Origin of the sequence: Mariniradius sediminis, assembly GCF_021491425.1 — a bacterium.
Taxonomy (GTDB): Bacteria; Bacteroidota; Bacteroidia; order Cytophagales; family Cyclobacteriaceae; genus Mariniradius; species Mariniradius saccharolyticus.
The window spans coordinates 22366-37072 of sequence record NZ_JAKEVZ010000019.1 but is presented as its reverse complement, the minus strand read 5'-3'; the positions used below and the strand labels follow the sequence as shown (position 1 = coordinate 37072).

The 14707-nt window shown below is 48.7% G+C and carries 16 protein-coding genes; 8 read left to right on the top strand and 8 right to left on the bottom strand.

What is annotated here, in order from left to right; translation table 11 throughout:
* Nucleotides 1–58: 58 nt before the first annotated feature.
* Nucleotides 59–289, bottom strand: coding sequence for a hypothetical protein (locus L0U89_RS18445; RefSeq protein ID WP_008625073.1), 231 nt, complete (start codon nt 287–289; stop codon nt 59–61).
* A 71-nt stretch (nt 290–360) separates the two neighbouring features.
* On the opposite strand from L0U89_RS18445, the gene mazG reads away from it, so the two are divergent.
* A complete protein-coding gene (mazG, locus tag L0U89_RS18440; protein WP_008625074.1) occupies nt 361–1161 on the top strand; it encodes a nucleoside triphosphate pyrophosphohydrolase in 801 nt (266 codons plus the stop codon).
* A gap of 88 nt (nt 1162–1249) precedes the next feature.
* Here mazG and L0U89_RS18435 read toward each other — a convergent pair whose 3' ends face one another.
* The gene (locus L0U89_RS18435) at nt 1250–2452 is read right to left on the bottom strand and encodes an NAD(P)/FAD-dependent oxidoreductase (protein WP_234862870.1); all 1203 of its coding nucleotides are present in this window, start codon (nt 2450–2452) and stop codon (nt 1250–1252) included.
* 194 nt (nt 2453–2646) lie between these two features.
* Between L0U89_RS18435 and L0U89_RS18430 the strand changes: the two genes are divergently transcribed.
* From L0U89_RS18430 to L0U89_RS18420, 3 genes are all read left to right on the top strand, one after another.
* A complete protein-coding gene (locus tag L0U89_RS18430; protein ID WP_234862869.1) occupies nt 2647–5220 on the top strand; it encodes a DUF7133 domain-containing protein in 2574 nt (857 codons plus the stop codon).
* Nucleotides 5217–6314, top strand: coding sequence for a sugar phosphate isomerase/epimerase family protein (locus tag L0U89_RS18425; RefSeq protein ID WP_234862868.1), 1098 nt, complete (start codon nt 5217–5219; stop codon nt 6312–6314). Before L0U89_RS18430 ends, L0U89_RS18425 begins: the two co-directional genes overlap by 4 nt.
* A gap of 159 nt (nt 6315–6473) precedes the next feature.
* Nucleotides 6474–7262, top strand: a complete 789-nt coding sequence (locus tag L0U89_RS18420) for an SDR family NAD(P)-dependent oxidoreductase (RefSeq protein WP_234862867.1) — start codon at nt 6474–6476, stop codon at nt 7260–7262.
* Between the two features lie 59 nt (nt 7263–7321).
* Here the strand turns inward: L0U89_RS18420 and L0U89_RS18415 are convergent, their stop codons facing one another.
* Entirely contained in the window at nt 7322–8059 is a 738-nt protein-coding gene (locus L0U89_RS18415) for a CBS domain-containing protein (protein WP_234862866.1), read from the bottom strand.
* An 86-nt stretch (nt 8060–8145) separates the two neighbouring features.
* Between L0U89_RS18415 and L0U89_RS18410 the strand changes: the two genes are divergently transcribed.
* Together L0U89_RS18410 and L0U89_RS18405 are read left to right on the top strand one after the other, a co-directional pair.
* Nucleotides 8146–8694: a DUF8685 domain-containing protein gene (locus L0U89_RS18410; protein WP_008625083.1), complete on the top strand. Its 549-nt coding sequence runs from the start codon at nt 8146–8148 to the stop codon at nt 8692–8694.
* A 154-nt stretch (nt 8695–8848) separates the two neighbouring features.
* On the top strand, nt 8849–9958 hold the full coding sequence (locus L0U89_RS18405; protein WP_234862865.1) for a Fic family protein: 1110 nt from the start codon (nt 8849–8851) through the stop codon (nt 9956–9958).
* A gap of 20 nt (nt 9959–9978) precedes the next feature.
* Here the strand turns inward: L0U89_RS18405 and L0U89_RS18400 are convergent, their stop codons facing one another.
* The 3 genes from L0U89_RS18400 to tpiA all read right to left on the bottom strand — a co-directional run bounded on the left by L0U89_RS18400 (nt 9979) and on the right by tpiA (nt 11854).
* Complete coding sequence (locus L0U89_RS18400; protein WP_008625085.1) at nt 9979–10164, bottom strand: hypothetical protein; 186 nt, start codon at nt 10162–10164, stop codon at nt 9979–9981.
* Nucleotides 10161–10991, bottom strand: coding sequence for a 50S ribosomal protein L11 methyltransferase (prmA, locus tag L0U89_RS18395; protein ID WP_234862864.1), 831 nt, complete (start codon nt 10989–10991; stop codon nt 10161–10163). The genes L0U89_RS18400 and prmA overlap by 4 nt, the downstream gene beginning before the upstream one ends.
* A 101-nt stretch (nt 10992–11092) precedes the next feature.
* Nucleotides 11093–11854, bottom strand: coding sequence for a triose-phosphate isomerase (gene tpiA, locus L0U89_RS18390; RefSeq protein ID WP_234862863.1), 762 nt, complete (start codon nt 11852–11854; stop codon nt 11093–11095).
* Nucleotides 11855–11928: 74 nt separating this feature from the next.
* Here tpiA and L0U89_RS18385 point away from each other — a divergent pair, with 74 nt between their 5' ends.
* A complete protein-coding gene (locus L0U89_RS18385) occupies nt 11929–12435 on the top strand; it encodes a regulatory protein RecX (protein WP_234862862.1) in 507 nt (168 codons plus the stop codon).
* A gap of 52 nt (nt 12436–12487) precedes the next feature.
* Nucleotides 12488–12991, top strand: coding sequence for a hypothetical protein (locus tag L0U89_RS18380; protein WP_234862861.1), 504 nt, complete (start codon nt 12488–12490; stop codon nt 12989–12991).
* Between the two features lie 83 nt (nt 12992–13074).
* Here the strand turns inward: L0U89_RS18380 and L0U89_RS18375 are convergent, their stop codons facing one another.
* A complete protein-coding gene (locus tag L0U89_RS18375; protein ID WP_008625091.1) occupies nt 13075–13911 on the bottom strand; it encodes a hypothetical protein in 837 nt (278 codons plus the stop codon).
* A 226-nt stretch (nt 13912–14137) separates the two neighbouring features.
* Nucleotides 14138–14590, bottom strand: coding sequence for a hypothetical protein (locus tag L0U89_RS18370; RefSeq protein ID WP_234862860.1), 453 nt, complete (start codon nt 14588–14590; stop codon nt 14138–14140).
* Nucleotides 14591–14707 lie beyond the last annotated feature (117 nt).

The window sequence follows — 14707 nt, the reverse complement described above, 5'->3', positions numbered from 1 at the left end:
TGTGAAACAGTTTAGAAATCAATAAAAAAACCGCAAAAGGCGGGATAAAAAAGACTGGTTATTTGAATTTGGCCAAGACCTTGTCGACCTCGTTGCCTGGGTTGCCGCAGGAACTGTTGGCATCGACGGTCTTTCCGCAGTAGCTGCAAGTCTCTCCATCCTTGTTCAAGTAGGGATTTTGGGACGCGCAGGTGCCCTTAAACTGACCATCTTTGATGAAAATCAGCCTGACGGACATCAGGATAAAGAACAATGCCAAGAAGCCTATAGTCAAATACAAGGTTGCCATATCAATGGAATTTGCGCAAATTTACGGAATTACTTCAAAACGTCCTTACTTTCTGAATAGTTTCCCCCTTTATGTCTGATTTGTCACAAAGAGCGTACCAATTGGAGGCCTTCGGTCGCCTCCTGACCATCATGGATGAACTCCGTGCCCAATGCCCCTGGGACAAAAAGCAGACCTTGGAAAGCCTCCGCCATTTGACCATCGAAGAGACCTTCGAATTGTCTGACGCGATCCTCGAAAACAACCTCGGCGAAATCAAAAAAGAGCTCGGCGATATCCTGCTCCACATTGTATTCTATGCCAAAATCGGCTCTGAAAAAGAAGCCTTCGATATCGGCACTGTCATCGATAGCCTTTGCGAGAAACTCATCCGTCGGCATCCCCACATCTACGGCGACACAGAGGCCAAAGACGAGGAAACGGTGAAGCAGAATTGGGAAAAGATCAAGCTGCAGGAGAAAGGAAATACTTCCGTCTTGGGTGGCGTACCAAAATCACTTCCCGCATTGATCAAAGCCATGCGCATCCAGGAGAAAGCCCGGGGTGTAGGTTTTGATTGGGAAGAGAAAAATCAAGTGTGGGAAAAAGTGGAAGAGGAAATGCAGGAGTTCAAGGAGGCATTCGATGCCGTGTCAACCGAGCAAATCGACAAAGAGCGGGCTACCGGGGAATTTGGAGACCTGCTTTTTTCCCTGATCAATTACGCTAGGTTCATCGATATCAATCCCGAAGAAGCCTTGGAGCGCACCAACCTCAAATTCATCAAGCGTTTTCAATACCTCGAAAAGTCGGCACGCGAAGCGGGAAAAAAGATCGAGGAGATGAGCCTGGCCGAGATGGATGTCTATTGGGAAGAGGCCAAAAAACTCTAAGCAATCTGCCATTCTTTCACCCATTCTCTAAACCAAAAAACCCCGAAAATTGATTTTCCGGGGTTTTGATCGAGCTGGCTTCCCTGCATCATGGCAAGAAGCTCAGACCGTGGCGGGTTTTCCACAGGAAGTATTTCTCGAAGAGGACTTTGCCAAAGTCATAGATGACATTGGGAATCATCACCGCGAAACTTCTGGGTTTGAAGAGGTTATTGCTCAAGATCACCACTTCTTTTTTGCCCGCATCCATGATGCAGATCCCCGGGATTTTGCCCCAAGGCTTGTGTACCAACTCTGATTTGCCTTTTTCCACCCTCACGATGTTTTCTGCAACGATTTTCCCTGTTTCATCGCTGGGATATCCTGTTTTAGGACTGCTGAAAGGAACCTTTCCAGGTTTGAAAGGAAGTTTTACATCCACTGCGATACCCGCTGCCCATACGTTTGGATAGACGGGGTGACGGTAATCGTCCCCAACAGGCATGTATCCGGCACCTGTCGCGCCGAGTTTGGGAGAATTTTGGACAAAATCCACCCCAACAAATGGCGGCATCAGCATGGAGAATGAGTAGGGGAGCTTTTCACCATTGGAGAGAAATACTTCCTTGTCGGTCATTTTCTCCACGGCTACCTCCGTCCTGAAGTGGATATTGAACATCTTCATGAATGACTTCAGCATCGTTTCTGCACCAGCCATTCCATCGATTCCAAAGTGTCCCAAGTAAGTTTCCGGAGTGATCCAATACAGATCCACTTTTTTGCGGATGCCCTGCTCGCGGAGCCATTTTTCGAAGTTGAAAACAAACTCATAGGCCGCGCCCATGCAGCCTGCCCTTTGGGTGGCCCCTATGACAACAGGACCGGGATTGGCTTTGAACTTCTCCAGGGATTCCCGGATTTTCATGGCACCAATCGGAGTCCCGACGTAGTGCGCATATTCTTTCACGCCCGGTGCTACATCAAAATCGACTTTCGGTCCGGTGGCTACGACCAAATGGTCATAAGCGACTTCACCGCGGTCGGTAATCACTACTTGTCTGTCAGGATCCACTTCCAAGGCAACGGCTTTGAAAAACTCAACGCCTTTTTTCTTGAAAATGTCGCCCCTAGGCACAGTAATATCCTTGACTTCCCTTCTTCCAAATGGAACCCAAATCAATGAGGGTATAAACAGGAAATCGTCGTTTCGGTCGATGACCACCACATGATGGTCTTTGCCTCCTTTTCGCTTGAGCTCGAGGGCTGCAGTGAATCCTGCAAAATTTCCCCCGATGATAACGGTCTTTGTCATGGCTTCTTGGAATTTGAAATAAAGTACCGTCTATAATCCCTGAAAAACAGTGATGTATGTCACTTTGGGAGGCGATTTTGGGAATAGTTCCTGCAAAAAAACCGCACCTGTAAAAGGGGCTTGCCTTTCCGCAAAATATACCGCAACTTATTCCCTGCTGTGGATCTACGGGGAAGGATTTTCCCCAGATCTGTATGCCACTCGTTCACGACAATAAACCCATGTACCGCGTAGCGTTTGCATTTATCTGCTTCATAGGATTGGTTGCCTGCAAACAGGAACTGCCTGATTTTTCCAAGGAATTGGTTTCCGTTCCCTTGTCGCCGGAAGATCAGCTGAAGACTTTCCAGTTGGAGAAGGGATTTGAAATCGAGCTTGTCGCCTCCGAACCGATGGTGCAGGATCCGATCCTGATCACTTTTGATGGGCACAACCGCTTGTGGGTCGTCGAGATGCGGGGTTATATGAGTAATCTGGAAGGAACTGAAGAGAAATCACCGATTGGAAGAATTTCCGTATTGGAAGACCTAGATGGTGATGGGCTGATGGACAAGAGCACGATCTATCTTGACAGCCTTGTGATGCCGCGGGCCATCGGCTTGTTCAAAAACGGTGCACTCATCGCTGAAAATAATGCGCTCTGGATCAGCTATGACAGCGACGGGGACCTGAAGGCCGATTCGAAGGAACTGCTGGATTCCACCTATGCCGCCAATGGTGTCCCCGAGCATTCCGACAACGGTTTTGTGAGAAATGTCGACAACTGGTACTACAGCGCCAAGTCACGTCTGCGGTACCGTTTCCAAAATGGGACCTGGCTGCGGGACAGCACCGAGTTTCGCGGGCAGTGGGGCATTTCCCAAGATGACCACGGCAGGTTGATCTACAATTACAACTGGTCCCAACTCCACGGGGATTTGGTTCCAGCAAACTACCTGTACAGAAATGCCAACCACAAACCCAATTCGGGGATAGACCATGGCCTGACGATCGATCGGAGAATTTATCCCACTCGGCCCAACTTGGCTGTTAACCGCGGCTACATTCCCGGGACGCTGGATTCTGCCGGGAGATTGCTGGAATTTACATCTGCCTGCTCGCCTGTCGTGTACAGAAGCACCCTTTTTCCGGAAGAATACCGGGGAAACATCTTTGTGATGGAAAATGCCGGCAACCTCGTCAAGCGAAACGTAGTGACGCAAAAGGGATGGCTCATGGAAGCCCATGACCCCAATCCAGGCAAAGAGTTCCTATCCTCCTACGATGAGCGCTTTCGTCCGGTGCATGGCACTGTCGGACCGGATGGGGCTCTGTACATTGTGGACATGTACCACGGTATCGTGCAGCACGGGTCTTACATGACTCCCTATCTGAAGGAACAAACCCAAAGCCGCCAACTCGACCAACATGTCCACATGGGTCGTATCTGGCGCGTTGTCCCTAAAAGAACCAAAACAAGGGAAATCCCGAAACTGGCCGAAATGAGTCCAAACCAATTGCTTGAAATGCTTTCGCACCCCGATGGCTGGCAGCGGGATATGGCCCAAAGGCTCTTGGTGGAAAGTGGAGACCAAAACCTGGTACCGCCACTGCGTGAATTGGCAACCAAAGGGAGCACCGCCTTGGGAAGATTTCACGCCCTCTGGACGCTCGAAGGCCTGGTCGCGATCGATGTAGCAACTCTCAGGTCAAGTTTGAATGATAACGATCCTTTGGTCGTGCAGACCGCCATTCGGCTTTCTGAACCTATGGCTTCAAACAATCCTGCATGGAAGTCCGAATTGGGTGGGACAATGAAAAAGATGTTTCCGGCTGCAGCGGATGTTGTTGCCCTGCAACTCGCTTTGACTGCTGGTGTACTGGATTTTGACTTGAAATCAGAAATTCTGGCGGGCCTTTTTGACCGCTTTGGGGATCAACCACTCATGCAGGACGCGATTTTGAGCAGTTTGGGTGGGCAGGAATTTTCATTTTTGGCTTACCTGTTTTCTCAGGAATCATGGACGGAAAGCCTGCCCCACAAGGAGATTTTCGTCGAGATGCTCACTACTGCGACGATCAAAAACCGCAATCCGCAGGAAATAAAGGGGCTTCTGGCATTGGCCGACAAATCACCGATCACCTGGAGGGAAATGTCCATGCTACAGGCGATGGCTGTCCAGGCCGGTGATCCAAACAATCTGGCTTTGGTGGAATTGCCGCAACGGCCTGATTTTTTCAAAAGGAAAGACATCGAGCTTGAGCCCGAAAAGATAGAGATGGTAAAGAGCCTCTACGAATGGCCCGGTTACAAGGCAACCCAAAATATTACTTCCGGGCAGCATTTGGATGAAAATGGGAGGAAATTATTTGCCCAAGGGCGGCAGAAATACCTGACAGCTTGCGCAGGTTGCCATGGCTCCAACGGTAAAGGCGTGGCAAGGATGGGACCGCCATTGGCCGCATCCGAATGGGTGGTGGGAGACGAAAAACGGCTCGCATTGATCATCCTCCATGGCATTGAAGGCCCTATCGAAGTGGCAGGGAAAAAATATGATGCGCCCGAAATCCTACCCGTGATGCCAGCACATTCCACGATGGATGATGCTTCGATTGCAGCCATTTTGACCTATATCCGCAACGAGTGGGGCAACCAAGCCGGCGCGATCACTGGACGTGTCGTGTCCTCGACAAGGCATACCTCGCAAGGGCGCGTGTATCCCTGGTCGGCCGCCGAACTCAACAAACATATCGAAAGCCTCAGCGATTCCAAACCTTCAAACCCATGAAAAACCAAAGCCTAATCGATACGCATGATCCCGAGCGGAGGAAATTTCTGAAGACTGTTGGCGCAGCTTCCTTGGCTTTTGCAATGCCATTGCCGATGATCGCCAAGGAACTTGGTGTGGAGAAAATGGGCATCGTCGTCCACTCCTACGGCATCAGGTGGAACTCAAAAACGGCAAGCGCCAATTATCCGGGTTTCAAGGATGCATTCGATCTGTTGCGTCACTGCCATCAAATCGGAGCGGGGGGAATTCAAGTGGGCGTGAATAATTGGACCGAGGATTTCCGCAAAAAGATGCGCGAGTATGCGGAAAAAAACAACCTTTTTCTGGAGGCGAGTATCTCCTTACCCAAGTCCAAAGAGGATGTGGCCCGGTTTGAAAAGGATATCCTAGCGGCAAAGGAAGCTGGAATGCAGGTGATGCGTACAGTCTGCCTCGGAGGCAGGAGGTATGAAACCTTCAAAACGATGGAGGACTGGAATCTTTTCAGGCAGAATTCCCTGACTTCACTCCAGTTGGCCGTGCCAATTGTCGAAAAGCACAAGGTCCTGCTGGCAGTCGAAAACCACAAAGATTGGCATGCCGCGGAGTTGGTTGACATACTGAAGGGCCTGGGAAGCAATGCCGTGGGTGCTTGTTTGGATTTCGGCAACAACCTGGCGCTTTTGGAGGACCCCAACGAGGTCATCCGCACTTTGGCGCCATACTCCTTTTCCACGCATGTCAAAGATATGGGCGTACAGGAATACGAAAATGGCTTTCTGCTTTCGGAGGTTCCTTTGGGTCAAGGCATTGTGGATTTGCAGGCGGCGGTTGCGCTTTGCAAAAAGCACAAGGCCAACATTTCCTTTTGCCTGGAAATGATTACAAGGGATCCTTTGAAAATCAATTGCCTGCAAACGGGATATTTTGCAACTTTCGACAAGCTGCCTGCCAAGCAATTGGCTGCGGTTTTGGAAATGGTCCGCAAGCAAAGCTTCAAAGGAAAGCTCCCCGCGACCTCGGGTCTCGATCCCGAACAGCAACTGGCATTTGAAGAACAAAATATCCTCGATTCCTTGGCCTACAGCCAAAAGCAACTGGGTCTAGGGTAAATATTGCACTTCATCAAAATGTTCCATTCTGTCCGAAATTCTTGTCTCTTGTTTCTTTCCGCTCGTTTCTCGTTTCTCGTTTCTCGTCTCTCGTTTCTCGTCTCTCGCTTCTCGTCTCTAGCCTCTCAAATCTCACGTCTCAAATCTCAATTCTAGCACATGTCCTCCCTCACCTCCCTTCCCGGCATCAAACTCTTTGACCTCAGCGGCAAGTCCGCCATCATCACCGGTGGTTCCAAAGGCCTCGGTCTCGCCATGGCAGCCGGCCTGGCTTCCGCGGGCGCCAATGTCATGCTCGTCAGTCGCAAAGCCAATGAAGGGGATGCGGTGGCGCGGGAAATTTCAAGCGCCTATCGGGTCAAAGCCATTACCTTCGCCGCCGACGTGAGGAATCAGGCCGATATGGAAGCCATGGCCAAAATGGCCCATGAAGAATTTGGCCGAATCGATATCCTCATCAACAGTTCCGGCATCAACATCCGGGGCCCTATCGATGAGCTTACGGAATCGGATTTCCAACAAGTAATGGACGTCAATGTTACGGGGACTTGGCTGGCCTCCAAGGCCGTCACACCCTATATGAAAGAAAGTAAAAAAGGGGCCATCATCAACCTCGCAAGTACCTTGGGCTTGGTCGGATTGGCCAACCGTACGCCTTATGCTTCCTCCAAAGGGGCGGTGGTCCAAATGACCCGAGCCTTGGCTTTGGAACTTGCACCTTGGAACATCACGGTCAACGCCATTTGTCCGGGGCCGTTTTTGACCGAAATGAACCTTCCGATCGCGGATACCGAAGAGGGGAAAAAGTTCGTCGTCGGCGCTACGGCTTTGGGACGTTGGGGCGAACTCCAAGAGATCCAAGGCGCTGCGATCTTCTTGGCTTCCGATGCCGGCACGTACATGGTAGGATCCATGTTGACGGTGGACGGGGGCTGGACGGCAAGATAGTTGCCGATCGTTGGGTTTTCTAGTGCCCTTAAGTGTTTCGAAAGAAAATCGGCGTTTTTTCAACCCTCAAAAACCGGATCCGGGGAGTCTATGATTTTCCGGACAAACCCAACCATTTGGTCGATCTCTTCCCAAGAAAAGCCCAAACTGGATTGGGAGTGGGCGAGTGCGTCCCGCAGTTTTCCCAGGTCATTCATCATGTCCGTAAATCCCTCCCGGCTGAGTCCGGGATCAAACTTCTTGAAGCGCTGCTGCTTGGAGAAGATCGAGCCCAAATCTCCAAATTGAAGGCACTGTACCAAGTCGATTTCTTCCTTTCTGGCCTTTTTCCATTCATACAGATCCCGGGCATTGTTGAGCCTGTTGGCCGAAATGCTGCTTTCCCAAGTTGGCAGGTAATTTCGAATCAGGTTTTTCATATGGGTTTCGAGAATGCTGATCACACCAAACAGGCCAATCCGAACGGGAATTTTGTCCAAATCCGTCCTCGTCACGATGTAGGCCAACTGCCCCTCTTCCTCGATAAAATACCGCCGCTTGGCAATCAGCAATCGAAAAGCCTTGATCAGCGGCGTGTCTTGGGGAATGATCTCGTCCGCCTCCACGGGGGAAGGCCCGCTTTCACCGACGTCATATTTCCAATACTGTCCTGACTTCTTAAACACCGCCGTATGAAAATTGCGGCTTTCCATTTCTTCCCTGAAATTGCTTTCGTCAAAAACCAAAAGGTTTTCGGCTATCGGCATCACGTTGATCTGTTCTTCGAAAAGCAAGCGAAGTCTGTCGGCTGCGTTCATGGTTTTTGCGGGATTTGGGAGGCTGAAAATAGAAAAATTAGGAGAGGTATTTATATTGGCAGTGGAATTAAAAATCGCAGGTATTTATGGCAGCAATGGAACTCGGAATCGGAAGTCAAATCAGGCACCCCAAGTTTGGGAAGGGTGTGGTGGTAGAGGCTGATGCCCAGTATTATAAGATCTATTTCAACTTCACGGCTGAGGTCAAGACCATAGCCCGTGATTTCCCCCATTTTGAATTGATCGAGAAAAAGGAGGCCGAACCGGTATCCATTTCGCTATCCGATATCGAAAAGGCCGTGGAAAACGCGCTCAAGAAAATGCCTTCGAACGATCCCTTGCCCCGGGTCAGTATGGCGCAAAAATGGCTCAAGGGCACCGTCACGCTCAATCCCTACAATCCCGAAATGAGCAACAAGGAAATTCCGATCGAAACCTTTTTCCACAAAATCATCATGATCCGGGAAAGGCTGCGCGTCCTCGAGCAAAACATCAACAACCACGAGAAGCTTGACGACCAGGACCGCATCCAACTCCAGCAATACATCACCCGGGCCTATGGTTCCCTCACGACCTTCAACGTCCTCTTCGCCGACAAAGACGATTACTTCAAAGGGGCCGGAAAGGAGGATTGAGGAAATGGTTCAGAAAAATAGAATGTCTACACACTTTTCTTGTTGTAGTATTTCCATCCAGTTTCCGATCAAAAAGGCCGAAGGTTTTATCGAACATTAGATTTATAACTCATTTTTTGCCTATTTTTGAGTTATATTTTTATTATTATACCTCATGCATTGGATTTGGGAATCCAAAAATTGGCCGAATTTCGAATACGACCTTGCTGAACTGGACGGGTTGGAGGAAGAATTTTTGAAGAAGTCCGGGCATTTGTTGGGCGCATATACACACATTGCCCAGGGAGACAAAGAGCATTTGATCGTGGATATTATTTCGGAAGAAGCCCTGAAGACATCCCTGATAGAAGGGGAATACCTGAATCGGGAAAGCATCCAATCTTCAATCAAGAAGCAATTTGGACTCCAAACCGAACTCAGGAAAATCAGCCCCGCGGAATACGGTATTGCGGAAATGATGGTAGACCTGTACCAGCGTTTTGACACACCACTTTCACACGAAATGATATTCACCTGGCACAAGATGCTCTGCAACGGTAGACGGGACTTGCTCGATATCGGAAGATACCGAAGCAGCACAGAGCCCATGCAAGTGGTATCGGGGGCAATTGGGAAAACAAAGGTCCATTTTGAGGCACCACCTTCGGCGGTAATTTCCAAGGAAATGGACAGGTTTGTCGAGTGGTTTGAAGTGACCCGAACACTTGGTCCGAATCGGCTTAAACCACTGCAGCGGGCGGGAATAGCCCACCTGTATTTTGTCTGTATTCATCCGCTAGAAGATGGCAATGGGAGAATAGGGCGGGCAATAGCTGAGAAAGCTCTCGCTGAGGGCCTGGGCCATCCTTCATTGATTGCGCTGTCGTATACAATCGAAAAGCACAAGAAGGATTATTATGCGGCTTTGGAAAGGAACAACAGGCATTTGGAAATCACTGATTGGCTCCAGTATTTCTCCAAAACTATCATCGAGGCACAGCAGAATTCGATCAAAATCGTTGGGTTCGTGGTCCAAAAGGCAAAATTGTTTGACAAACTCAAAGGACTTTTAAACGAGCGCCAAGAAAAGCTCCTCAACAGAATGTTCAGGGAAGGAATTGAGGGATTCAAGGGTGGTCTGAGTGTGAAAAATTACATTGCGATTACCTCCGCTTCCAGGGCAACCGCCACGAGGGATTTGCAGGATTTGGTGGCAATGGGCGCATTGTTGAGGTCCGGCGAGCTCAAAGGCACGCGGTATTTTTTGAATTTGGAGGGATTCTGATCTTTGCAGCGGGGAGAAGCTTATTTCCTTGCTTTGTACTTTCCCCAAAAATATCCCGGAAAAATCAGTGCCTTGAGTTTCCAGTCATTTTTCTCTTTGAGGCCAAGGGAAGTATCGGCGTGTACAGCGCGGTACATTTTGGAGGCCAACAGGGTATGTCCGATCAGGAGGACAAAGGCAATGGCATACAATATCAGTTCTGTCATACCTTTTCCATGACCAAGGCTGCCCATTGGTCTTTGGTTTCGATCGCTTTTTCCACAAACCCCACAGCCAAGGCACGCTCGGCAATATCTTCGACATCATGCTCGTAAAATCCACTGAGCAGCAGGAATCCGCCTTCTTTTACCAAATGGGAATAGACTTCCATCTCGTCCAACAGCACGTTTTTGTTGATATTGGCGAGTACGATATCAAATAGCCCCTGTGGGTTTACCTCGCGGACGGTTCCTTTTCCCATACGGACAGCAGACATGCCGTTGAGGTCAAAATTCTCGTTGCCGTTTTCGACGCACCATTCATCGATGTCAAAGGCCTCAATCGAAGCAGCCCCCAGCTTGTGCGCCATGATGGCCAAAATCCCCGTCCCCGAACCGATATCCAGCACCCGCTTTCCCCGGTGATCGATCCCCAGCTGATGCAACAGCATCAAAAACGTGGTGGCATGATGACCAGTACCAAAGGACATCTTGGGGTTGATTTGGATCTCGTAGGGGAATTCGGGTCTTGGGTTGTGGAAGGAGGCACGCACGTAAACTTGATCACCCACGGTAATGGGGTCATAGTGCTTTTCCCACTCCTCGTTCCAGTTGACCTTGGCCATTTTGCCCTCCACGATGGACAAATCCGCCACATCGGCATATTGGGAAATCACTTGTGTGTAGTTATTCCGGTCAAAACTATCCTCCGGAATGTAGGCGTCAAATCCTTCATCCGTCTCCAGAAAAGAATCAAAGCCGACCTCAGCGAGCTCGGCTATGAGTATTTCCCTGTAGTGTTCGTCACAGGATATTTTGAATTCCAGGTATTGCATCTAAAGCTTTTTCGGTGTAGAAACTTTTCCAAAGTTTGACTAATGGCAAAGTAGTCAACAGATTTTTAAACCCAACTTTGGAAAAGTTGATTGGTCTGAAATCAAAACGATTTCACGATCTCGACAAAATCACGGGATTTAAGGGAAGCGCCGCCTATCAATCCTCCGTCGACATCAGGCTTGGAGAAAAGCTCTTTGGCATTGCCAGGATTGGCGCTACCGCCATAGAGGATGGAGATATTGTCCGCAATCACCTGCCCGTACTTGGAGGCCAAGTGGCTCCTCAAGGCGGCGTGCATTTCCTGTGCTTGGTCGGAGCTTGCTGTTTTTCCGGTTCCAATCGCCCAAATCGGTTCGTAAGCAATCACGATTTTGGATAGTTCCTCTGGGCTAAATCCGAAAAGGCTCTCGGTAAGTTGTTGCTTGACATAGGCCTCATGGGTGCCCGCTTCGCGGATTTCCAAAGGCTCGCCGCAGCAGAATATCGGCGTCAGGCCGTTGGCCAAGGCCTGTTTGGTTTTCTCTGTCAAGAGTTGGTTGGATTCCTTGAAATATTCCCTGCGCTCGCTATGGCCCAGGATGACAAACTGCGCGCCGAAGGATGCCAGCATTCCGGCGGAAATCTCTCCCGTGAAAGCACCTGAGGCTTTATCGGAGCAGTTTTGCGAACCCAAAAACAAGTTGGGCGTATCGCCAATCAGTTTTTTAACTGTATAGAGATGTACGTAGGGGGGATTGAGTACCGTGATGACATCCTGGACATTTTCGTCCTTGAGCATATTGACGATCTCCGAAGTGAGTTTTTGGCCGTCCTCCAGATTGAGGTTCATTTTCCAGTTACCTGCAACGATTTTCTTCCGCATGGTTTAAGGTGGTTTGAGTGGATGGATTTGAAAAAAATAACCAATACAGTTACTTTGAGCCAAAAGTACATAAAATGTCCTTTCCCCGAAAAGAATATAAAAACGCCGAAGGCAAAAAGCCCTGGACTTTGGTTGAGGCCAAGACCAAGTTGGCTGCCTACTGTGCCTACCAGGAGCGCTGTCAAGAGGAGGTCAGGACCAAGTTGGCCGAAAGGAAGATTTTTGGAGAGGATGCCGAAAACCTCATCGTGCTGATGATTGAGGAGGGATTTCTGAATGAAGAGCGCTTTGCCAAAGCCTATGCACGTGGCAAATTCAATCTGAACCATTGGGGAAGAAACAAGATCCAGCAGGAGCTGAAATGGCGAAAAATCAGTGGCTATTGCATCAAGCAGGCCATGAAAGAAATCGACGGGGAAGAATATTGGCAGACTATTGTGAAATTGGCAGCACGCAAATCACAAGCGATGAAGGAAAAATCCGATTTGGCACTGCGTTACAAAACATCCGCTTACTTGATTTCCCGAGGATTCGAACCCGACCTAGTGGAGGAAGCGCTGAACGAAGTGATTCCAAAATAAATTTTCATAAAATCATGGTTTTCTGCTAATTTGCGGCAGATTTCACCAAAGAATGATCCAAAAACTTTTCCCCTTGGACAAAAACTATATCCTGCGACAAGCACAAAGCTTGCTCGAGGAGCGCATGTTGGAGATGATGGTTTTTGAACTGAAGCGATCCTACACCCAATTGTACAACCCGTTGATGCTCATGGATGAGGTTTTTGGGAAAATCCTGGATACCTATGACTATCCAACGGATCGCTTGAGGGTGATTTACAGGCAGCTTTGCGGGATTTATCGCTTCCAGCATAAAAACAACCAACTTGAGTTGCTTTTTGACGGTCGGACCCACTTGGAAAAATTCCAAGATGATTGGTACAACCAATTCATGGCTTGGCTTCGGGAACTCGGTCAGCATGAGCAATATGTGAAAACGATGCTTCGGATGACCATCCTCTATGACACAGATTCTCGCGCCGAATGGGCCGAAAACCATTGCAAGTTTTTTGTCAACCAATACTTCGACCTCAAAATCATCAAGCGAAAAGGCGAACTGAGGCTGAAGACCGCATAACAAGTTCGATATATATTATAATACCAAACAAAAAACCCTCTCCAAATCAAATTGGAGAGGGTTTTTTGTTTTTACTGCTATTTTCAGTCCAAGTTGATGTTGAGCGTCTTGCCATCTTTGGTCACAGTCGCTTTCTTATCGCAGTCTCCATTTCCGAAATCCAGCGTGTAACTCAGTTCTCCGCCCACAGTCAAGACAACCATTCCTAGAGACGGTGTCCAGTTGCCTTTGTCAGTGCAAGACTGGAAGTATGTCAATGGCTTCTCGATAATGGAAATAAATCCAACACCCAGCCTCGTTTTGCCCCCAGCACCACCGGAAACTTCTACTTTGAAACCGCGTTCGTCATTTGGCAAATAGAGTTTTTTCTCAAACTCGCCCTCTAGAGTTGCAAAAGTACCATCAGGCCAAGTTACTTTACCGGCCGCGATCAAGGTCTCAAAGAGAAAATATTTTCCTTCGGCATTGAAGCCCCTGTTGATGATTTTCCTTCGGCCCTCGATTTTCAGGCCGTTGACCTCGTACCCATCAAAAGTAATGAGAACTTCAGTCCCGGATTCCAGCGACAGCGCGGAAAAATAGATCATGATTTTGCCCTTGCGGTTCACTCCTTTTGGGCTGGTGCATCCTTCGCCAAAGTTGATGACGATCGCCCTGTTGTTCGGATAGAAGTCGACTTTGGTGGTGTTGCAGAGGTCATTTCTCAGGTCAAGTTGGGAACGGAAACTGAATCCGTTGCTTTGCATCGCGGATAGTGTGAGCATGTCCGCATCCTCGTAAGCTGCTTCGACTTCGGCGTTTTCCTGAAGGACGGCTGCGTCCTCCATGGGAAGTTGGTCTTCTGTTTCGGTACAGGAAAAGGCAAAAAGTGCTCCCAGTACCCACACAGAAAGTCTTGAAATTGGGTGATAAGCTTTCATGTGGATTAAGTTTTAGTACTGAAAGTAAAGCAAAAAATTCTTAACTATAGTGCGTCCGAGGAGGATTTTTTTGAAGTTTTTTTCCCCTTATTGCCTGAATTTGAGGCACATCCAATATTTTGGGTAAGAGATACATTTTCGGGTATACCACCGAATCCCTCCGAAAAATCCCAGGTATCGGCAAGCGGAGGTGAGGGCTGTTTCTTTCTCGCCTTTTTCATAAAAATCAATTGGCTACGATCACTGCTTCTTCCAAAATGAAGTTCATCTCCTCGACATCCTCACTGTTGAGTTTGAGCTTACCCTTGATGGTTATGATTTCGTCTGTCTTGATCCTGCGCGAAGGTTTGGTCTTGAGCTTTCCGACAACGATCGTTTCAGGGCCAGCACCACCGCAAAAGAAGCACTCCGCCATGGGAAACTTTGATAACACCGCGTAATTGGACGTGGCAATGTCCAGTGGAATGTAAAAACCCGACACACTGACGATCTTACCCTCCATCGCCTTCAACTCATCGGGGAAACTCGGATACAAAAAGTACATGTTCAACTCCCGGTTGAGTTTTTCCACAAATCTTGTTTTGGCAAACATTCCCCAAAGATCGGGATCCTTTTGGATGGCGGCTACCGACCAAAACGAGAAAAGGAATAGAATGATGACGACGGTGCGTTTTGACATGGATCGTGCTGGATTATCAAGATAGACAACGAAGGGAGGGGGCGTTTCGGTTCAAAGTTAGGCTGGATTGACTGTTAATGCAACAATATTGCAAAAAATGTACTAGGAAGTCATCCC